Source organism: Botryobacter ruber (assembly GCF_003347595.2).
GTDB lineage: Bacteria > Bacteroidota > Bacteroidia > Cytophagales > Hymenobacteraceae > Pontibacter > Pontibacter ruber_A.
In genome coordinates this window covers 13,722-34,711 of sequence record NZ_QCZK02000012.1, presented here as the reverse complement: position 1 = coordinate 34,711, position 20,990 = coordinate 13,722, and the positions used below count along the sequence as shown (strand labels likewise).

Annotated in this window: 18 protein-coding genes; 10 read left to right on the top strand and 8 right to left on the bottom strand. The window is 51.3% G+C overall.

Annotation, left to right across the window (positions count from 1 at the left end):
- The first annotated feature begins 1 nt into the window (after position 1).
- From DCW36_RS02290 to mnhG, 5 genes are read left to right on the top strand one after another with little or no spacing between them, the layout of a single operon-like run.
- Positions 2-367, top strand: coding sequence for an NADH-quinone oxidoreductase subunit K (locus DCW36_RS02290; RefSeq protein ID WP_114784038.1), 366 nt, complete (start codon positions 2-4; stop codon positions 365-367).
- 11 nt (positions 368-378) lie between these two features.
- Complete coding sequence (locus DCW36_RS02285) at positions 379-1,890, top strand: proton-conducting transporter transmembrane domain-containing protein (RefSeq protein WP_114784036.1); 1,512 nt, start codon at positions 379-381, stop codon at positions 1,888-1,890.
- Positions 1,887-2,381, top strand: coding sequence for a Na+/H+ antiporter subunit E (locus DCW36_RS02280; protein ID WP_114784034.1), 495 nt, complete (start codon positions 1,887-1,889; stop codon positions 2,379-2,381). The genes DCW36_RS02285 and DCW36_RS02280 overlap by 4 nt, the downstream gene beginning before the upstream one ends.
- A gap of 2 nt (positions 2,382-2,383) precedes the next feature.
- Positions 2,384-2,647 carry a monovalent cation/H+ antiporter complex subunit F gene (locus tag DCW36_RS02275; RefSeq protein WP_240676020.1) on the top strand — a complete coding sequence of 88 codons (264 nt, stop codon included), beginning with the start codon at positions 2,384-2,386 and terminating at the stop codon, positions 2,645-2,647.
- A gap of 2 nt (positions 2,648-2,649) precedes the next feature.
- Positions 2,650-3,069, top strand: a complete 420-nt coding sequence (gene mnhG / locus DCW36_RS02270) for a monovalent cation/H(+) antiporter subunit G (protein ID WP_114784030.1) — start codon at positions 2,650-2,652, stop codon at positions 3,067-3,069.
- Positions 3,070-3,114: 45 nt separating this feature from the next.
- Here the strand turns inward: mnhG and DCW36_RS02265 are convergent, their stop codons facing one another.
- Together DCW36_RS02265 and DCW36_RS02260 are read right to left on the bottom strand one after the other, a co-directional pair.
- Positions 3,115-4,530 carry a methyltransferase RsmF C-terminal domain-like protein gene (locus tag DCW36_RS02265; protein WP_240676019.1) on the bottom strand — a complete coding sequence of 472 codons (1,416 nt, stop codon included), beginning with the start codon at positions 4,528-4,530 and terminating at the stop codon, positions 3,115-3,117.
- 104 nt (positions 4,531-4,634) lie between these two features.
- Positions 4,635-5,093 carry a (deoxy)nucleoside triphosphate pyrophosphohydrolase gene (locus tag DCW36_RS02260; protein ID WP_240676018.1) on the bottom strand — a complete coding sequence of 153 codons (459 nt, stop codon included), beginning with the start codon at positions 5,091-5,093 and terminating at the stop codon, positions 4,635-4,637.
- Positions 5,094-5,358: 265 nt separating this feature from the next.
- On the opposite strand from DCW36_RS02260, the gene DCW36_RS02255 reads away from it, so the two are divergent.
- Positions 5,359-5,853, top strand: coding sequence for a hypothetical protein (locus DCW36_RS02255; protein WP_164891006.1), 495 nt, complete (start codon positions 5,359-5,361; stop codon positions 5,851-5,853).
- Between the two features lie 122 nt (positions 5,854-5,975).
- Here DCW36_RS02255 and DCW36_RS02250 read toward each other — a convergent pair whose 3' ends face one another.
- The 3 genes from DCW36_RS02250 to DCW36_RS02240 are packed head-to-tail and all read right to left on the bottom strand — an operon-like array spanning position 5,976 to position 9,836.
- Positions 5,976-6,965, bottom strand: a complete 990-nt coding sequence (locus DCW36_RS02250; RefSeq protein WP_170312498.1) for an NAD(P)H-dependent glycerol-3-phosphate dehydrogenase — start codon at positions 6,963-6,965, stop codon at positions 5,976-5,978.
- Positions 6,966-6,983: 18 nt separating this feature from the next.
- Positions 6,984-8,354 carry an efflux RND transporter periplasmic adaptor subunit gene (locus tag DCW36_RS02245; RefSeq protein ID WP_114784024.1) on the bottom strand — a complete coding sequence of 457 codons (1,371 nt, stop codon included), beginning with the start codon at positions 8,352-8,354 and terminating at the stop codon, positions 6,984-6,986.
- Between the two features lie 6 nt (positions 8,355-8,360).
- The gene (locus DCW36_RS02240) at positions 8,361-9,836 is read right to left on the bottom strand and encodes a TolC family protein (RefSeq protein ID WP_114784022.1); all 1,476 of its coding nucleotides are present in this window, start codon (positions 9,834-9,836) and stop codon (positions 8,361-8,363) included.
- Between the two features lie 460 nt (positions 9,837-10,296).
- Here DCW36_RS02240 and DCW36_RS02235 point away from each other — a divergent pair, with 460 nt between their 5' ends.
- From DCW36_RS02235 to DCW36_RS02225, 3 genes are all read left to right on the top strand, one after another.
- A complete protein-coding gene (locus DCW36_RS02235; RefSeq protein WP_114784020.1) occupies positions 10,297-11,262 on the top strand; it encodes a tryptophan 2,3-dioxygenase family protein in 966 nt (321 codons plus the stop codon).
- Between the two features lie 415 nt (positions 11,263-11,677).
- Entirely contained in the window at positions 11,678-13,255 is a 1,578-nt protein-coding gene (locus DCW36_RS02230) for an NAD(P)/FAD-dependent oxidoreductase (RefSeq protein WP_114784018.1), read from the top strand.
- A 99-nt stretch (positions 13,256-13,354) separates the two neighbouring features.
- Positions 13,355-13,717: a CoA-binding protein gene (locus tag DCW36_RS02225; protein ID WP_114784016.1), complete on the top strand. Its 363-nt coding sequence runs from the start codon at positions 13,355-13,357 to the stop codon at positions 13,715-13,717.
- 316 nt (positions 13,718-14,033) lie between these two features.
- Here the strand turns inward: DCW36_RS02225 and DCW36_RS02220 are convergent, their stop codons facing one another.
- The 3 genes from DCW36_RS02220 to DCW36_RS02210 all read right to left on the bottom strand — a co-directional run bounded on the left by DCW36_RS02220 (position 14,034) and on the right by DCW36_RS02210 (position 19,687).
- Positions 14,034-16,019 carry a tetratricopeptide repeat-containing sensor histidine kinase gene (locus tag DCW36_RS02220; RefSeq protein ID WP_114784014.1) on the bottom strand — a complete coding sequence of 662 codons (1,986 nt, stop codon included), beginning with the start codon at positions 16,017-16,019 and terminating at the stop codon, positions 14,034-14,036.
- A 323-nt stretch (positions 16,020-16,342) separates the two neighbouring features.
- On the bottom strand, positions 16,343-18,916 hold the full coding sequence (locus DCW36_RS02215) for an ABC transporter permease (RefSeq protein ID WP_114784012.1): 2,574 nt from the start codon (positions 18,914-18,916) through the stop codon (positions 16,343-16,345).
- Between the two features lie 57 nt (positions 18,917-18,973).
- Positions 18,974-19,687, bottom strand: coding sequence for an ABC transporter ATP-binding protein (locus DCW36_RS02210; RefSeq protein WP_114784010.1), 714 nt, complete (start codon positions 19,685-19,687; stop codon positions 18,974-18,976).
- Positions 19,688-19,943: 256 nt separating this feature from the next.
- Here DCW36_RS02210 and DCW36_RS02205 point away from each other — a divergent pair, with 256 nt between their 5' ends.
- Positions 19,944-20,645, top strand: a complete 702-nt coding sequence (locus tag DCW36_RS02205; RefSeq protein WP_114784052.1) for an arylesterase — start codon at positions 19,944-19,946, stop codon at positions 20,643-20,645.
- Positions 20,646-20,990 lie beyond the last annotated feature (345 nt).

The following is a 20,990-nucleotide window of genomic DNA, read 5'->3' as shown; positions in this document are numbered from 1 at the left end:
CATGAACCTTATAATTCCAGTTCTGATAGGTGCTTTTTTTGGGGTAGGGCTGTACCTCATCCTGCACCGCCACTTTTTTAAGCTGATCCTGGGTCTTATCCTGTTCGGTCTGGCAACCAATATGTTCATTTTTGTGATTGTAGACTTGTCCAGGGGCAGCACGGCCATCATTAAAAGAGAAAACGAGGTAGCCGTGGAGCCCTTTGCCGACCCGGTGCCACAGGCGCTGCTGCTCACAGCCATCGTTATCGGTTTTGCCATACAGGCCTTTGCCATCGTGCTTATTAAAAGAGTGTTCCAGGCCATCGGAACCAACGACCTGGACGATCTGGATAAGACGGACAGAATTGACCAATACTACAAGTAACCGCTCCCGCCATGATCCAACTGCTGCTCGTTTTGCCGCTGCTGGTGCCCCTGTACGGTGCTATCCTCTGCCTCTTTTGCTGGCGGAAGCTGCAGGTGCAGATGGCTATCGGGGTGGTGACACAGCTGGGCCTGCTGACCTCCTCGATCTTTTTACTGCAGGTGGTAAACAAACAGGGAATCGTGACGACCCAGGTCGGCAACTGGCCGGCACCGTTTGGCATCACGCTGGTTGCCGATTTATTTAGTTGCCTCATGCTGGTAGTAAGCGCCGTGGTAGGGGTTTCGGTTTTCCTCTTTTCGCTGCGCGGCCTCGATGTTAAACGGATGGATTTTGGCTATTACCCGCTGCTGCTGCTCCTGCAGCTTGGCGTAAGCGGCGTGTGCCTGACAGGCGATATTTTCAATTTGTTTGTCTGGTTCGAAGTGCTGCTCATCTGCTGCTTTGTGCTCATCGCCCTGGGCGGTAAAAAGAACCAGCTGGAGGGGGCGATTAAATACGTAACCATTAATTTCCTGGCTTCCGGTTTCCTGCTCACCGGCACCGGCATTGTGTATGGCTTGCTGGGTTCGCTTAACCTGGCAGAGCTGGCCCTGCTGGTGCGGTCGGCTGAGGCACACCCCAGCCTCGTGACATTGGCCGCCATGTTTTTCCTGGTGGCACTGGGCATTAAAGCAGCCATTTTTCCCTTGTTCTTCTGGCTGCCTGCCTCCTACCACACCCCACCCATTCCCATCTCCGCGTTTATAGCCGGACTTATTACAAAGGTGGGGGTGTACGCCCTGGTGCGGCTGTTTACGCTGGTGTTTGTGCTGGAACTGGAGCTGATGCTGCCTATCCTGACCTATGTGGCTGGTTTCACCATGGTCATCGGGGTGCTGGGGGCCGCCTCGCAGGTCGATTTCCGACGCATCCTGGCTTTCCACATCATCAGCCAGATCGGGTACATGATCATGGGCCTGGCGCTGTACACGCCGCTTGCCCTGGCCGGCTGCATTTATTTTGTGGTACACAACATCCTGGTAAAAACCAACCTGTTCCTGATAAGCGGGGTGGTAGCACACCGGCACCGCACCTTTGCCCTTCGCAAACTGGGCGGCATTTACCTGAAGCAACCCACGCTGGCGCTGCTGTTTATCATTTCGGCGTTCTCGCTGGCCGGCATCCCGCCGCTCTCCGGTTTCTGGGGAAAGTTTATGCTGGCAAAAGCCGGTTTCGAAACCGGGAGTTATGGCATTGTAGCCACCTCGCTGGGCGTCAGCCTGCTCACGATCTTCTCGATGACCAAGATCTGGAACGAGGTTTTCTGGAAGAAAAAGCCGGAAACGACGGAGGATGAGATCGAAACGAAAGTAGAAAAATATGAGAACAGGCTCCTGCACCTGCCCGTTGTGTTCCTGGTGCTGTTTATCCTGGTGCTGGGGCTTGGTGCGGAATCCTTTATTCAGTTCACCCTGAAAGCCGCAGACCAGCTGCTCAACACCGATATTTACATAAATGCCGTATTAAAGGATGTAAAATGAAAACTTTCCTGCTCCATATCATCATCGCTTTTGTAGCGGCTTACCAGTTCTTTCTGCACCTGCAGGTGCTGCCCTACAATGCGACCACGGCTTCGGGTGTTTTTTTCACTGTTTTTTTTCTCCTGTGGCCTACCAGCCTGCTGTACCATCCCTCCTATTTCCGGAAACTACCCAAAGCCATCAACCTGTTTTTTTTCTTTGTGAAAGAAGTATTGCTGGCCAATCTGAAAATAGCGTACGATATCATCACGCCGAATTATATCATGCGACCTGCTTTCCTGGCGCTGCCGCTTACCTTAAAAGATGATGTGGGCATTACGCTGCTGGCCTGTATGATCTCGCTTACACCCGGGTCGCTGAGTGTTGATTTACGGGAAGACAAAGGAGTGCTGTATGTGCACACGCTCTATGTAAAAAACAACGAACTGGAGCAGATGAAAAAGTTTATCAAGCACGGCTTTGAACGAAGAATTATTGAACTAATAACCTGACTATGTTCCATTACACGTTAATGATAGCCATTGCGGCTTTAAGTGCCTGCCTGGTGATGACAGCGATCCGTTTTGCCATTGGCCCGACGCTGCCCGACCGGGTAACTTCTTTCGATTTGTTTGTAGCCAATGTGATCGGCATTATTGCCATTTATGCCGAGCTCACCGATAATGCGAATTACATTGATGTAGCCATCATTTTATCGCTTTTCGGCTTCCTGGGCTCCATCTCTTTTGCGTATTACCTCATGAAAACATCCCGTTGAATATGCTGGAAAACATTGATATGTTGCTTGTGAAGGAAATTATCAGTTCCGTTTTTATACTGGCAGGCGTGGCCTTTATGCTGATCGCCTCGATCGGCCTGCTCCGCTTTCCTGATTTTTACATTCGCATGTCGGCTATTACCAAAGGCGCGACGCTGGGGGTGGGACTGATTTTGTGCGGGATGGGGATCTATTTTAACCAGCCTTCGATGCTGCTGAAAGTGATTGCTATAATCTCTTTTACCTTTATCACGGCCCCGGTAGCGGCACACGTAATCGGGCGCACCGCCGTCCAGAACAGGATTCCTTTCTGGCATAAAACCAATACCACCGAACTGCAGGATTACCTGAAACATACGCTCCTGGAAGAAAAAGTAAGCCCCGATGAGGCCGCCGACAACAACCACCATACTCCTGAATAATGGAGCAGCAGTGGCTGTGGTGGCAGGTGCAGCAGCATTTTTAGCCTATTTGTCGGGCAGGAAATTACCCACCGAAAACACATTTTCCAGGCCGGCAGGCAGTTCCATCCGGATGCGCCATTCTTTCGGGTAGTAGTTGTTGATGCGGTTGCCGATCTGCTTTGCCCACCCCAGCGGCAGCTGCCGGTACTGCAACAGCACCCAGTCGTTGCCGTGGCTGCCCAGGCTGATGTCTTCTTTGCGCAGGTAACGCAGGGCCTGTTCCAGTTCCAGTTCTGCCTGTGCAAATTCCGGTTTATTCAGGTACCGCGACAGCGCCAGGGCATGCTGCGGCTTCAGCTTTTTGCCTTTTACTTCTGCTACCTCTGTGCCGGCATACAGCACATACAGTTTCTGGTACACCTCGTCCGCAGCTTCGAACAGCGCAGCCGGAATAGCCGAAATATTTTCCCCGTATTGCAGCCACTCGAACTGCTCCGGCTCCAGGAGCCAGTTTTCGACCAGTGCTTTCTCTTTTTTCCCGGCGGTAGTCAGCTTGAATTTTTTCTTTTTGCCACTACCGCTACTCCTTTCTTCGCCCGACGTTTTGCGCAGAACGGCCATAAAGAAGCCTTCGCCCTGCAGGCGGTGCGGGTAAAAACGGTAGCCGTTAATCCCGTTCAGTTGGGTTGGTGTAACTCCCCAGGCCGGGTCCAGTTCCAGCGGCATGCTTTCGGCCGCCTGCTGCCCGGCGAGCCAGGCCATGTTGCATTCGTTTTCGGCTTCGTTCCAGGTGCAGGTGCTGTAAATTAAAATGCCGCCCGGTTTCAGGGCATCCCACACATCGGTCAGGATGCGCTGCTGCCGTTGTGCGCAGAGGTTCACATGCTCTTCGGACCATTCCTGAATCGCCTGCGGGTCTTTGCGGAACATGCCTTCGCCGCTGCAGGGCGCATCTACTACCAACACATCAAAAAATGACGGTAATTTGCTGAAATCGCGCGGATCGCTGTTGGTAACCAGCACATTGCCACTCCCCCACTTTACCACATTCTCTGCCAGGATGTTGGCCCGGCTGCGGATCACCTCGTTCGAGACCAGCAGGCTGTCCGGCGAAAGCAGGCTGGCCAGGTGCGTGGATTTGCCACCTGGCGCCCCGCACAGGTCCAGCACCTGCAGCCGTTGCGACAGGTCGGTTGCCTGGCGCATGGCCTGCTCCAGGAACATGGAGCTTGCCTCCTGCACATAGTAGGCGCCCGCATGCAGCAGAGGGTCCAGCGTAAACAGGGGGCGCTCGGGCAGGTAATAGCCGGCAGCAGCCCAGGGAACTGGTGAAAGGTTTGCCGCTGCAGACCCGATCTTTGTGCGGTTTAAGCGGATGCTGACCGGTGGCGCCGCCTGAAAGGCCTGCTCAAACAAGTGATATTCTGAGCCCAGCAGTTGCTGCATCCGTTCGGCAAAGGAAAGTGGTAATGCGATCATACGGGCAAAGTTAAAATTAAATCAGCAGCATCAGGCAAAGGCCCCGGGATAATAAAGAGGAGCTAAATTTCTTTACTGCAGCCGCCACCACAGCCACTGCTCCTTTACTTGCTGCCCGACCTGAGCTGCAGGTATTCCTCCACCACCGGCACATCGGCCGGGCACCAGTCAAAGTTTTTCAGTCCGGAAAGTGGCACCCACGCGTGCGCCTGATGCTCCGCCAGCGTTATGTTGCCGCCCCGGTAGCGGCACGTGTACGGAATCAGTTCGATCTTAAAGGAGCCGTAATCGTAAACGACCGGCGTCAGGCGGGAAACCGGTTCAATGTCCAGCTGCAACTTTTCCCTTATTTCCCGCACCAGCGACACCTGCTCGGCTTCGCCTTCCTCTATTTTTCCTCCCGGAAACTCCCACAGGAGCGGCTGCGCCATTTCCGGACTACGCTGCGTCACCAACACCCGCCCCTCCGCTTCGAGAATGGCGCAAACAACTTTAATGACAGGCAGATCAGGCATAAACACCGTAACGTTGAAGTCCAGCCACAGGAGCAGTCGCTTTCCCATCAGCTCCGGGAGAATATGAATTTACTTTAGGCATCGATTATGGTTTTAGGATAGCCAGGCCCTGTTTTAATTTTACAGGATGGAAACATGCATCCCGGCACATCCGCTTCCTGGTGAGGCCATGAAAAAAGAAAATGAACGTTCGCTCTTGCTGTTTTACATAATGATAAAGAAATTCTTCTTAATTTACCCGTCATTTTTGGAGTAGTTTGAGAAAAACTTTTTTGTCAGGCTTTCTCTTTCTTTTATGCAACAGCAGGACCTTATGCTATTAAGCAGGAACTATAACTTTTTGGCCAAAACCAGTATCCGGATGGGCCTGGCCAATATTTCGTTTTTCGGATTAGTAACCTGGCTACTCTGGAAAGATACACCGGTTGTTCCGCTGTGGGGAGTAAAAAGTATGGCAACGCACATTATGTTCCTTAGCTTCGCCTGTGGTTTTATCTTTTGTTTTGCAGCTACTAAATCTACACGTGCCGCCTTAAGAACAAACAGGATACGGCCGCTGAACTGGCACCTGAAAAGCCAGACAATGATAGACCAGTTGCCGCGGCATAGCCTGCACCGCGCCTTTTTTGTAAGCCTGATGGGGTGTTTCCTGGGTATACTGGTGCTGTTCCTGTTTCACCTGTACCAGGTGCAGCAGCTGCTCCTTACGGAATTCATAATTTTCAATATGATTTACGCGGCTCATTTTGCGGCCGGCGCAGCCACCATTTCGGTGTACCGGGCCATGGGCGACTTTACCATAAAATAAACCCGCAGCAGCTTTTGCAGGCAAGCGCCTGTGGTGCAGTGGCTGTGGTGGCAGGTGCTGCAGAATTTGGGGCAACCTGCAAAGCAGGAAAACGATAAATTCCATCTCCCACTCCGCCGCCGCTACCTCAATTTGTCTTTCAGAATTTCAAACTCGACTGCCGGCGAGATGCGCTCGTACAGGATGTGGTACACGGCCGTGGTAATGGGCATATCTACTTTGAGGTGATTGTTCAGCTCGTAAATACTTTCGACGGCATAATATCCTTCTGCCACCATGTTCATCTCGACCTGTGCCGATTTTACGGAGTAGCCGCGGCCAATCATGCTGCCAAAGGTACGGTTGCGGCTGAATTGCGAATAGGCTGTCACGAGCAAATCGCCCAGGTAGGCCGAACCGCTCAGGTCGCGGTGCATGGGCAGGATGCTGTGCAGGAAACGTTCAATCTCCAGCATCGCATTCGATACCAGCACCGCCTGGAAATTGTCGCCATAGTTCAGGCCGTGGGCAATGCCGCAGGCCAGGGCAATGATGTTTTTGATGACAGCGCAATACTCAATTCCGTCCAGGTCGTCGAGCGGATTGGCCTTCACGTAACGGTTGCGCAGCAGTTCGCAGAACTGTTCAGCCGTAGCAATATCATGAGACCCGATGGTGAGGTAAGATTGTTTTTCGAGGGCAACTTCCTCGGCATGGCAAGGTCCCGCGACAACCAGCTGGTGGCTGTTCGGCACTTTGTAATGGCGTTCCAGGTAATCGGAAACCAAAATGTTTTCGTTCGGGATCATCCCTTTGATCGCCGAAATCAGGACTTTATCCTTGAAGGCATTTTTGTGCAAAGGCGCGAGGGCCTGTTGCACAAAAGCTGCCGGAACTGCCAAAATAACCCAGTCTGCTACGGCCACCGCATCCGCTATGTCGGTTGTCGGTTTTACGTAGTTCAGGTCCATGGTAACGCCGCTCAGGTAGCGCGGGTTGTGCCGGTAGTTGACCAGGTGCTGCACATCGTTCTCGTTGCGCATCCACCAGTGGATTTGCGATTTATTTTCAGAAAGTATTTTTACAAGCGCTGTGGCCCAGCTTCCGCCGCCAATTACTGCTATCTTTTCCAAATTCAAGCTGCTATTAATTTAGTTACCGGCGGCTATTGTGCCGCCTCCTGCTGCATTCTCCTGTTTTACGACTACGCTGGCACCGTCTTTAAGCGTTCTGGCTACCGCTCCGAAAGGCCCCGAAACCACTTTCTGTCCTTCGGTTAAGCCTTTTTTAATTTCGATGTTTTCGAAGTCGCTGATGCCTGTTTCTACGTTTACTTTTTTTACCGTGTTGGTGGCGGCATCGTATAAAAAAACGATTTCGGCAACAGGGCCATCCGGGGTCTGCTGCTGCTGCGGTGCGGCTTCAGGTGCATTTTCTGCTTCCGGTTCCGGCTGCTTTACGCCGGTGCGGGTCGTTACGGCCGACAAAGGTACAGATAAAACATTTGATTTGCGTTCGGTCAGGATATCGACAGAAGCAGTCATGCCGGGCCGGAACGGTCGGCTGGATTTGGCTGCCAGGTGGGCATAGGAGGAGTTGAGCAGCCGGATACGTACCTCAAATTCCGTTACGGCTTCCAGCGAGGCCGCGTCTTTGGCGGTATTGGCAATAGCCGTTACCACGCCTTTAAACTTTTCGTCGTTGCTGGCATAGGAGTCTACTTCCACGATTACAGAGTCGCCCAATGCTACCCGGATAATGTCGTTCTCGTTCACGTTTACCCGTACCTCCATGTTGTTCAGGTTGGCGATCCGCATGATTTCGGTACCGGCCATCTGCGAGGTACCTACCACCCGTTCCCCCTGCTCTACATTGAGTTTGGAAACGGTGCCGCTAACCGGGGCATAAATCGTTGTTTTGTTCAGGTTCTCACGGGCATCTTTCAGCGAAGCCAGCGCATTCTGCACACTGAATTCGGCCGCACGCACGCTTTGCACCAACGACTGCACTTCCTGCTCGCTGACTTCGTAATTTGCCTTTATCTGTTGAAATTCGGATTCGGAAATAACTTTCTGCTGGTAAAGCGTTTTATTCCGTTCGTAGTTCTCGGTAATCTGCCTGTTGTTGGCCCTGGCCTGTGCCAGCCGCGCCTTTGCCTGTGCCAAATTAGCCCGTGCCTGGTTTACCCCCGCCTGCTGCGCATCCACCATCGACTGGTAGTTGTCGGGCCGGATGCGCAGCAACAGCTGCCCCTTCTTTACAGAATCGCCTTCCTGCACATGCAGTTCTATGATCTCGCCCGACACATCGGGACTTATTTTTACTTCAGTTTCGGGTTGAATTTTACCGGAAGCACTTACTTTCTCTACGATGGTTGTTCGTTTTACTTCAGCCAGCACGACCTCCTCTCCTTTAGGTCCGCCAATCCAGCCTTTTTTCTTTGCAACGAGTAAACCGATCGTTAACAGGACTAGTGTTCCGAGCAGAAAATAAATTAATTTATTTGATTTCTTAGCAGCCATAAATTTCTAAAGAGATAGTTTTTTGCCCTGGTAGAAATCCAGGATTTTGAGCTTGAAAGTGTATTCGTACTTAGCCTGAAGTAAACTGGATTGAGCAGAACGTAAGGTGCTGGCAATGAGGTTGAAGTCGATGGTATTGATGACGCCGCTGTTTAACCGCAGCTCCGCATTGCGGTAGTTTTTTTCGGCTGCCACTACCTGTTGCTTGGCAGCAACGTACCGTCGTTGCGAGGCAACGGCGTCCACGTAAGCCTGCTCTATGGTTTGCCGCAGGTTGTTGCGGGCAATGTCAGCATTCAGTTTCGCATTCTGCTCCGATATCCGGGCCCGCTGCACATTGTTACGCACCTGGAACCCGTTAAATATGGGAATCTGCAACGATAAGCCGACACTCTTGGCAATGTTGTCTTTTAGCTGGTCGAAGTAAGGATAGTCCCTGTTTAAGCTTCTTACCCCATACACTTTTACATAGGGGTTTCCAATCGGCTGATTTCCCTCCGGATCCAGGAATAACTCCTGCCGTAAAAAGGAAACCGTGGTTTCACGGCCATACACGAACCGGCTGTTGTTGGAGTACCTGGAGCTGATGCCCGCTGACAGGCTTAAACGGGGATAATAAGCGCCCTGCGCCACTTCGATGGCTGTGGCGGCACTCAGCACACGCAGGTCGGCTGCTTTGATAGCAGGCAGCGTTTGTACCGCTATGTCGTACACCTCGTTCCCGTTCACTAACACAGGATTCTGGTCCGGTTCCGGGATCTCGGGCACCTCGATCCGGAAGTCCTGGGAATAAGGCAGGTTGAGCAGTTGCATAAGCGAGAGGCGTGCTACATCGAGTTGGTTCTGCGCATTGATGTAGTTCAGCTCATCCGTTGCCAGCTGCGACTGCAGGTCGAGCACGGCATTTTCGGCCACGCTCCCGGCTTTAAACAGCACGTTGGTCCGCTCGAGTTGCTGTTGCGTGAGGGTTCGCTGCAGGTCGGTGGTTTTGATCAGTTCGGTTGCAAACAGGATGTTCAGGTAAGCCGTTACTATCTGTATGCTGATGTCGTTCTGCACCGAAAGGGCCTCCTGCTCGCTTGCCTGCAGCTCCAGCTCATTCTGTTTGATCTGATTTAGTTGCTGAAAGCCCATAAACAAGGGCACCGAAAGCCCTGCCTGCACACTGCTGGTCCGGGCATCCTGTGTCTCCAGGCTAAACGTTACCGGGTCCTGGAACGAACCTGCGTTATAGGAATAATTGCCACCTGCATTTATGCTGGGCAGGCGGTTTAACTTTGCCTGTCTTACGTCTACAGCTTCAAAAGACTTATTTAACTGGCTTTGCTGCACCCGCAGGTTGTTGCGCATGGCATAGTCGATAGCTTCCTCCAGCGACCAGGTATTGTCGGTTCCGGCACCAGTTTGCTGTGCGAGCGCCCCGGCGGCGCCTGCCACCGATAAACAGGCTGCCAGCAATAGCCTTTTTGATAATATGTGCATAGTTTACAGGGATACGCGCTAGTACTTCGTTTTAGAAACGGCTACATACCGTCCTAAAACAGTTTCTGTACTTCGCAGATGCTCTACCTTATTTCTTCCCGCTGCCCCTCAGATCAGCCCTCGCTACCGAAGTAACCGGAAAATATCTTAAAAATCAAATTTAACAAATTACCGGCAGTAATTGCGGTAAGAGAAGGTGCAGCACATTTTTTCTAGACCAACGCCATCATTCTATCGACCAACGCTTTTCACGTTCCGCTTTAACAGGTTAACCAGCCTCACAAGTCTTGTTTGTGGTGCTCCTACCTCCTGAAAAGTGGGCATACAAGCTCTTTTTTTTCAGGAAAAACTAAAAAACAACCCTAAAAGGTGAAGCATATTCGGTCGGTGTATTTCAGAAAGCAACAGAATTAAGTACTTTGCGCTGTTTTTTGCAGCTACTTACCAAAAATTAAAGTTTATGGAGCCCGCTAATCATCCTGAAGTGCTCGAGCAGTTAAAGCGTTTGCAGGAAAAGTATGTGCCACTTGGCCAGGACCTTGCCTCCTACCTGGAAGGGTTGTACCATACCGATTTTCTTAACTACTGGGATTACATTCATCTCGATACGCTGCTCAGCCTGCAGGTACCGCGTACCACCATACCGGACGAGAAGATTTTTATCATGTACCACCAGATAACGGAGCTGTACTTCAAGCTTTGCCTGGAAGAGTACCGGCAAATAGGTGACGACAAGGCGCTTACGGTTGAGATGCTCATGAAACGCCTGAAGCGCATTAACCGGTATTTCGACAACCTGATCGATTCGTTTGATGTGATGGTGGACGGCATGGACCAGAAGCAGTTCCTGCAGTTCAGGATGGCGCTCATGCCGGCCAGCGGTTTCCAGTCGGTGCAGTACCGCATGATCGAAATTGCCTCAACGGACCTGCGCAACCTGACCAATAAAGAAAAACGGCTGGCGCTGGGGCAGCACGTGACGCACGAAGACCTGATCGGCTGCATCTACTGGAAAGAAGGCGCTACCGAAGTTTCGTCCGGTTCCAAGACGCTGACGCTTATCCGTTTCGAGGAAAAATATACCGACCAGCTGATCCTGTTTGCAAAGAACTACGAGCATAAAAATGTATGGGCTGTTTATCAAAAGCTTTCGCCCGAAGACCAGCAGAACCCGCGCCTCCTGCGCCTGATGCGCGAGCTCGACAGCAACGTAAACGTAAACTGGCCGCTGATGCACTACAAATCGGCTGTGCGTTACCTGCAGCGCGACCCCGAAGTGATAGCCGCTACAGGAGGCACCAACTGGCAAAAATACCTTCCTCCAAAGTTTCAGAAACGCATTTTCTACCCCGAGCTCTGGAGCGAACAGGAACTGGAAGAATGGGGCAAAGGCTGGGTTGAAAAAATCCTGAATGGAGATGTTTAATATTGTGCTAATTTTTTAATGTGCTGATGTGTTAATACCAGATAGTATGTACTCAGTTCCATAAAACTATTCCTCCTTTGTCATCCCCGCAGGGGATCTTGTGGGCGAGCTGCAGAAACATCTGCTAAAAGCCTATTCGTAATGTAAGGTTCTTTTTACTATTTGGTATAATTTGCTCATGTGTCCATAAAAGCTGTGAAAGACGGTGGATGGAAAACTTACTGGTGCTTGAAAATGAATTCTAATGGAACTGTCGGTGTTCTGGTTCTAAGCTGCATATAAAACTAATGAATCATTAGCACATTAACACATCACCCCATTAGCACATTAATCAATTAACCCATTAACCCATTAACACATTAACACATCAGTACATTAATTTAAAGTTTAAGGTTAACTACCTTACCTGCTAGTAATGAAGAAGAAAGAAATTGAAGTAGTGTTATCGCCGGAGGTGGCGTATGACAATGAGCTGCTGGAACGGGAGCTGATACGGCAGGCAAAAGTAAAGCCCGAAGAGGTGGCTTTTATACACCGCCTGAAACGTTCCATCGATGCGCGTGGGCGCGAGGTACAGCTACGGGTGCGCGCTGATGTTTACCTGGAACAGCCTCCTGCCGATGTACTGGGCACGCCATTTACCTACCCGGATGTAAGCCGTGCAAAGAAAGTAGTTATTGTGGGCGCCGGTCCTGCCGGTCTTTTTGCTGCCTTGCGCTGCATTGAATTAGGCCTGAAGCCCGTGGTGCTGGAGCGCGGAAAGGATGTCCGCACCCGCCGCCGCGACCTGGCTGCCATCAACAAAGAACACGTAGTAAACCCCGACTCCAATTACTGTTTCGGGGAAGGCGGCGCCGGTACCTACTCCGATGGCAAGCTCTATACCCGATCCAAAAAACGGGGCGATGTGCAGCGCGTCCTGCAGGCACTGGTGCAGCATGGCGCCACCCCCGACATTCTCTTTGATGCGCATCCGCACATCGGCACAAACAAACTTCCTGTTATTATCGCCAACATTCGAGAAGCTATAAATGCTGCCGGTGGCGCGGTACTTTTTAACCAGCGGGTAACGGACTTTATCCTGGAGCAGGGCGAGATGAAGGGCGTGGTGACGCAGGACGGGCAGGAACATACCGGCGAAGCCGTTATCCTGGCAACTGGCCACAGCGCCCGCGATATTTTTGAGTTGCTGCACCAGAAAGACATCACGATCGAGGCCAAGCCTTTTGCCATGGGCGTGCGGGTAGAGCACCAGCAGCGCCTGATCGACAGCATCCAGTACAAGTGCGAAGACCGGGGCTGCTATTTACCGGCCTCGTCTTATTCGCTGGTACAACAGACGGTGTACAACAACAGGCAGCGCGGCGTGTTTTCGTTCTGCATGTGTCCGGGCGGCTTTATTGTGCCGTCTGCTACAGCGCCCGGCGAGGTGGTGGTAAACGGCATGTCGCCGAGTCGCCGCGATTCGCGCTTTGCCAATTCCGGCATTGTAGTAGCCATTGAGCTGGAAGACATGGACCTGGAAACGCATGGTGTACTGGCCGGGCTACGGATGCAGCAGGCACTGGAGCAGAAGGCCTGCGAAATGGCAGGCGGAACGCAGAAGGCCCCGGCCCAATTGCTGGCCGATTTTGTAAACCGAAAAACAGGCGGCACGCTTTTAGAAACCTCTTACCAGCCCGGCCTGACACCCGTGGACATGAATACGCTTTTTTCACCGGACATGGCTTACCGCCTGCGCGAAGGCTTTAAAGCTTTTGGCAGCAAAATGCGCGGCTACCTGAGCAACAACGCCCAGATCATCGGGGTGGAAAGCCGGACCTCCTCTCCTGTCCGCATCCCACGCGACAGGGAGACGCTGGAGCATGTGCAGGTAAAGAACCTGTATCCCTGCGGGGAAGGTGCCGGGTATGCCGGCGGGATTGTTTCGGCTGCCATGGATGGCGAACGTTGCGCCGAAATGATTGCGGCAAAGGTGTTTCGGGTGGTGTAGACATTGGTGTTGCAACAACCCGGATATGATTTTTACAACCTATCCAATAAATCGGAGTTTAATACCTAAGACTATGTTTTGATTCAAAATATTGTAGATATGAAAAAGACACTGGTATTAGGCGCTACCGACAACCCCAGCCGCTTTGCCTATAAAGCCGTTCACAAACTGCAGCAACACGGGCATGAGGTGGTGCCGGTAGGCATTCGCAAAGGGGAGGTTGGCGGAAAACAGATTATTACGGACAAGGCGCAACCCATCGAAAATATAGACACCGTCACGCTGTATGTTGGTCCGCAGAACCAGCCTTCGTGGTACGATTACATTATTTCGCTCAAGCCAAAGCGGATCATCTTTAACCCGGGTACCGAAAACTACGAACTCGAACGGATGGCCGAAGCCGCGAACATCGAAACGCTTCATCACTGCACCCTGATCATGCTCGCCACAAACAGCTATTAAATTTTTTTATTTTTTTCGCAATAGCTGTAACCTTCCTGTTTAGGGGGCGTTAAAGACAATATAAAACATTAAGCAGATGGCATTGTTGTCTATGCTTTGAAGAAGGGATCTTTCACAAGGTCCCTTTTTTTATTTTATGCCGGCCTGTACCAGCCCAAAACAAAACCTGAAGCGCAACAGAGGCTGTGGTGACAGCTGCAGCAGAATGGCAACAAGCGCGCTGCAGGAATAAACGCCTACCTTTTCAGGCTGTAAAACGCTGCTGCACCGGCCACCACAGCCTTTGCTCCTGCTTATGCGTGCAACTGCAGAAAAACTACGCAAGGGCCTGCGGTACAGGCGCCGCCAGAGCTGCTTTGGGCATAGCAACAGAAAAAGTACTGCCTGCCCCCTCTTTACTCGCGACACTTAAGGTGCCGTTGAAATTTTCGACAAGCTCCCTGCAAAGCTTTAAGCCCAGGCCGGTGCCTCTCTCGCCGGAAGTACCCGGCGTAGTAAAGCGTCCACCTGTAAACAAGCGGGCCAGATTTGCAGCCGAAATTCCTTTTCCTTTATCACTGACCATAACAACCGTTTTTTCATCCTGGTCAATGGCCTGTATTACGATTTCCCCGCCCGGATAAGAAAATTTTATGGCATTCATCAGCAGGTTTCGCAGCACAAAGTTGAGCCTTTCTTTATCTGCCAGAGCAACAGCATCTGCCGCAATCGCATTCCGGAACGTTATATTTTTTTTCTCTGCATGAAACCCCGCCAACTGTATATTTTCTTCAGCCAGCTGATGCAGCTGAACTGCCTCTATCTCCACTCCTGACTCTTCGAGTTGTGCTTTGGCCCAAACGAGCACATTGTCCAGCATCCCCACCACAACAGCCATATTTTTACTCAGCAACCCGAAAATATGCTGTACATCACTCTCCGACAAGGCATTACGTTGCGAAAGATCCAGAATAGCTTTAATGGAACCAAAGGGGCCTCTCAGGTCATGGGAGATAATGGACAATACCTTGTCTTTGAACAGGCTGTGGTTTTCCAGCTTTTTATTTTGCTCACGCAGCACCGCCGACTGCAGCGATATCTCGTTTTTCTGCTTGATAATTTCACTTTGCTGGACCTGCATCAGGTGATGTGCCTCCTGCATGTTTACATAGGCTGTTTTAACGCGCCGCCTGTTCAGGTACAGCACCACAAGCAGCACCAGCATCAATAAAATCACGACAGCAGCCAGCGCAAGCGTTACTTGCTGGTGCCGTATTTCGGCAGCCTGATTTGCCCTATCTTTTTTCAGGTGCTGGTTTTCAAGCTCCTTCTGCTCCGTTTCGTATTTTGCCGTTAATTCAGACTCAATCCTCGTCCGGCTTTCGGTATTCAGCAACCTGTTATGCTCCGTAAAAACAGAAAGGTATTTATAGGCCTGCTCATACGACTGCATGGAAGCGTATACAGCATGTAACAACCGCGAAGCTTCTGCTATTTTTTTACTTGACTCTACTTTAACCGCCATGTCAAAGCTTTGCTGCGCGTATTTCAGGGCTTCCTCCTGTTTACCGATTGCCTGGTAAATTTCAGCTATTTTTCCCAGCGAAGTCATCCTGATCATGTCGTTATGTATTTCTTCATTTAAGCGGACAGATCTGAATAAATAAGGCAATCCTTTTTCGGGTTGTCCCAGCAACAAATGTACATTCCCTATGTTATGCAGGCTGATGGCCAGGCTGTTTTTGTTTCCAATCTGCTCCTGCAACACAGCTGCACGGCTGAAAAAGCTCAGGGCCTGCCGGTACTTTCCTTTCTCTTCGTATACATTGCCGATGTTGTTGTAAACTTTGCTTAAGCCCAGCTGGTCGTTTACTTTTTTAGCCAACTGCGAGGCCCGGTGATAGTTTTTTATGGCTCTGTCCGCATCATTTATTTTGTAATAGACGATGCCCAGGTTTATGTAGGAAGCAATCAGGCTGGAGGTATCTTGAACCTGCTCACTTAATTTCAGGGCGCTATAATGGCAACGCATGGCCTCGTCATACTCCCCCATAACCAGGTGCGAATTTCCCAGCAGGTTCAGGGCTTTGGCTCTTCCCTGCACAAACCCCACTGACTCAGCCAGTTTCTCAGCAGTGTGTCCATAGAACCTGGCTTTTTTGGCATCGAACAGGATATAGTGCTTGCCAAGCTTGTAGTTTAGCATAACACGTGCGGAGTCGGTTTTGGCTTTCGGAAGCTCTGCCAGCAAACTATCTGCAAGCTTATCCTTCGCCTGCAGGGTACCTGAAAAAAATAGCAGCAGCAATAAAATTATCTTCATCAATCAGCAACAAACATAAGTACAGCAAAGCAGCAGGAAATTTTTGCAGCTGTACCCGTGGTTTCAGCCTGGCAAAACACTAGCGTTAATTCTCCAACTGGCAGATAAACACAAATTTAGCAAAATGAATACAATTTTAGGTTTCTTGTTAAATTAAATTTATAAAACTGATTTTCAGTAGAATATAGCCTGTTGACTACTTTTTTTAATATTGTTATCTCTCACTGCTCATGTAGCCTTTCTATATATAATTAAAAAACAAATAATTTATAACTTATCTGGTAACCGGGTGTTATTACGACATGGTGCAGGCCCTGTTTTTTTTACGCCTCGCTGCGCAGCACCTCCAATGGCGGACGGTTCAGCACACCGCGACTATTGAGCAGGCCAACTGTGAGCGTTAAAAGGGCTACTATCACAAAAATGACCAGCAGCGGCCATACCACGGGCACAAACTCCACCTCGAAACTAAACACTGCCAGCGCCCAGGCAGCGCCAAAAGCAATTACGCAGCCCGTAGCTGCCGCCAGTATGCCCAGCAGCAGGTATTCCAGCGCAGAAATGGAAAAGATCTGCTGTTTGCTGGCTCCCAGGGTCCGCAGCAGCACGCTTTCCTGCACCCGCTGAAACTTGCTGACATTAACTGAACCGACCAGCACCAGCAAGCCGGTAAAAATGCTGAACAAGGCCATAAACTGAATCACGAAGGAGATCTGGCTCACGACCTCTTCCAGCGTTCGCAGGATCAGGTCCAGGCCGATGGCCGAAACGTTCGGAAACTGCTCCACCACCTTCCGCTGAAACCGCGCCGACTGCTGCTCGTTCTCGCTCCTCGACATCAGCACATGAAACTGCGGCGCATCTTCCAGTACCCCTTCCGGGAAAACCACCAGGAAATTGCTCTGCACCCGGTTCCAGTCCACCTTCCGCAGGTGCGCGACACGGGTCGTAATGGGCGCTCCCTGTACATTAAAAATCAGTGTATCGCCCAAGCCAACTTTCAGCCGCTCTGCCATCCGTTCCTCCAGCGATACGGGCACCAGCTCCTGGTTTTCGGCCTGGTTTTCGGTCCAGGTGCCTTCCAGTGTTTTTTCAGCGTCGTTTAAGTGGTCGCGGTAGGTGACGCGGTACTCGCGGGTAAAGGAGCGTGGAGAAATTTCAAGGGTCGTGTCTTTCCGCACATCGTTCAGCGTGTACTGCTTTACCTGCTCCAGGCGCATGGTCACGATCGGGTCGAAGTACAGGATGGGTAAGCCTTCCTGCCGGGTGAGCGCTGCCACCTTTTCGCGCTGTGCATTCTGGATGTCGAACAGCACCAGGTTGGGCTGGTCTTTGGTGCCGGCAATGGAAACTTCACTTAAGAGCGTGCGCTGCACCATGAACAAGGTGCCGATGAGGGCCGTACCCAACCCGATGGACACAGTGAGCAACAGCGTCTGGTTGTTGGGCCGGTACAGGTTCGCCAGCCCCTGCCGCCACACATAACCCCAACCCGTCGGAAAATATTTACGGATAGTCCAGGAAAGTCCCGTCGCCAGCGCCGCCAGCACCAGGAAAGCGGCAATTACGCCACCGGTAAAGTAAAGCGCCTGCCACCACGTCCCGATCTGCCACCGCGAAAACAGCAGGATGAAAAACAGAATCAGCGCATACACCGCCCAGCGCAGCGGGTCCCGCTGGCTGGTAAGGTGCTCTACCGAGGCCCGCAGGGTAATGAGCGGCGACACCCGCCGGATAGTCAGCAGTGGCAGCAACGCGAACAGCACCGAAACCACCGCCCCCAGCAGCACTCCCTGTACCGTAGCACTCAACGAAAAGTAAGCATCGACCTCCACCGGCAGAAACGCCTTGAACAGCACGGGCAGCACCAGTTGCAACACACTGCCAATAGCAGCACCTGCCAGTCCGCCCACCAATCCCATACCCGTTACCTGGAACAGGTACACCAGGAAAGCCTGTTTAGAGCTCATGCCCAGGCACCGCAATATGCCAATGGTAGACAGCTTGTCCCGCATGTACACGTGCACGGCGCTGGCAATGCCCACACACCCCAGCAGCAGCGCAATAAAGCCGACCAGCGCCAGGAAACCGGCTAACTCGTCATAGGCCTTGCCCATCCCTTCCTTGCGGGTTTGCACCGTGTCGTAAAACATGCCGTATTCTTCCATGCGCGGCTCCAGTCGCTTTGCCAGCGTGTCGGGTTGTACGGAGGGCGGTAAATCGATGTAATAGTAATACGAAACACGGCTGCCGCGCTGGATGAGACCAGTCTCCGACAGGTATTGCCGCGGAATGTATACAACGGGTGCAATGGCCGCTGTCATGGCGGTCTGGCCCGGTATGCGGTGCAGGGCGCCTTCAATCAGAAAAGACTGGTTCCCTACCCGGATCGAGTCGCCGGGCCTGGCTTCGTATTGCAGCATCAGGTTGTAATCGACCAAAGCACGCCTGGCCTGCCGGAAGGTGCGGCTGGCATTGTCCGGATCTGTTTCGATGGTACCGAAATAAGGAAAATCTCCTTCCAGTGCCCGTACCTGCACCAGGCGGGTGGCATTGCTGTTGACAAAATACACCATCGAGAGCAGGCGGTTTTCGTTGGATACGCGGCCCAGGTTGGAAACAGAATCTACCAGCATGGCTGCCAACGAGTCGGGTTCCTTGTTCATCGCCATGACCAGGTCTGCGCCTATCAGCGATCGTGCCTTTTCGTCAATAGCCTGCTGCAGGCTGTTCCGGAAAGAATTGATGGCGACCAGTGCCGCAATACCCAACACGATAGACGATAAAAAAAGCAATAACTTGCCGCGGCTACGGCGTGTATCGCGCCAGGCCATTCGGAGCAGCCAGGGAATGTTCAGCTTCTGCTTATCTGGAAAATGTTCTTTAAAATCAGGCACAGTTTTACTTTAGTTAGAGTAGGCTAAACAGCGGTAAATAAATGATATATACCGGAATCAGGCCTCCTGGTCAGGCGAAGGAATGGCGGCAGGAGCGCCGGTATCGGAAACGATATGACCACCTTTGATGCGGATGATGCGCTGCGTTTTTTCGGCCAGCTCCATGTCGTGCGTTACCAGTACCAGTGTCGTGCCTGCTTCCCGGTTCAGGTCGAAGAGCAAACGCTCCACCCGCTCCCCCGTTTCCTCGTCCAGGTTACCGGTGGGTTCGTCTGCAAAAAGAATGCTGGGCCTGTTGGAAAAAGCCCGCGCCAGCGACACCCGCTGCTGCTCGCCACCCGACAGCTGCGTGGGGTAATGGTCGTGCCGCTCGGCCAGTCCTACCCTGCCCAGCAGCTCCATCGCCTGCTTCTGCACATTGCGCTCGCCCCGCAGTTCCAGCGGCACCATTACGTTTTCGAGTGCGGTAAGCGTAGGAATCAGCTGAAAATTCTGGAAGATAAAGCCCACATACTGGTTCCGTACCTGCGCCCGCTCATCCTCCGACAGCTCATCGAGCCGGATACCATTCAGGATAACCGAACCGGAAGTAGAGCGATCGAGCCCGGCACAAAGCCCCAGCAGGGTAGTTTTACCGCTTCCGGATGGCCCCACGATAGAGAACGTATCGCCGGCCTGTAACGAAAAGTTTACGCCCTCCAGCACTGTCAGGTGATGTTGGCCGCTATGATAAGTTTTGCTTAGATTCTGAACATCTAGAATAGTTGACACGATTGAAGAAGTTTAAGAGTTAGAAAGTTTGGGAGTTAGAGAGTTTAAAGGTTTTTGTAAGAGTGATATAGCATCTGAATTCAAGGAGTTGAAGTAAACGGTTTCTGATAACATAATTTCTATCTTCATACCTGGCGTTTTCGAGTTCTTAGGTTAAATGAATTTGAATAAAACAATTTAACCTGATCGGCTCGTTATAGGTTTTTAGAACCTTACGTTTAAATTTAGGAAACAAAATATTCTACACGTGAAAAAGATGAAATTATTCCCGCTTTACTTCCTGTTTTTACTGTTTCTGCTTGGTTGCGGACAGGCAGCACAGGAAAACAGCGTTGAAACAGCAGGTGAAACACAAACCACAGCATCAAACGAGAAGCAGGCCAGGTCGGAAAGAACCAAAACCATCCTCTTTTTCGGCAACAGCCTGACAGCAGGCTACGGACTGGAACCAGACCAGGCTTTTCCGGCGCTGATACAGGAGCGGATTGATTCGCTGGGGCTGCCTTACAAAGCTGTTAATGCCGGTGTAAGCGGCGAAACTTCAGCTGGTGGTAAAAGCCGTATAGACTGGCTGCTCAAACAACCCATTGATATTTTTGTGCTGGAGCTTGGCGCTAACGACGGCTTGCGGGGTATTAATCCGAGCGATACCTACAAAAACCTGGCAACCATTATCGACAAGGTACGCGCCAAAAACCCGAAGGTGCAGGTCGTGCTGGCAGGCATGCAGATGCCGCCCAGCATGGGCCAGAACTTTACCACTGAATTTAAAGAAGTGTACACACGCATGGCTCAGGAAAAAGGAACGGTCCTGATTCCCTTTTTACTTGAAGGGGTGGCTGGTAACCGGGAGCTGAACCAGGGCGATGGTATTCATCCGACCATAGAAGGACAGAAAATACTGGCGGAGAATGTCTGGAATGTGCTGGCGCCGCTGGTGCTGGTAAAGGAAAGCTGACACAAAAACTTTTTTTTCACTTTTGTAACCCTGCCACCGCCTGTTTCCGTATAAAAGAACGGCTAAAAGTTGAAGAAATTCATAAAACAGGAAAGGCTCCACTGGAAACAGAAGGAGCCTTTCCTGTTTTTAATTGTGCCGCATTGTGCCGCAGGTAGCAAAATTTGATCTACTGCTTTCACAAGACAAGTTCTTAAAAAGAAGGAGCAGTGGGTATGGTGGCAGCTGCAGAAATATTTCAACGATTTTCTCAAAAACTGCAACCATTACTATACAAGGCTCCGTATAAAAGAATGGCTAAAAGTTGAAGAGATTCAACGAAATAACGGCTCCACAAAAAAATGT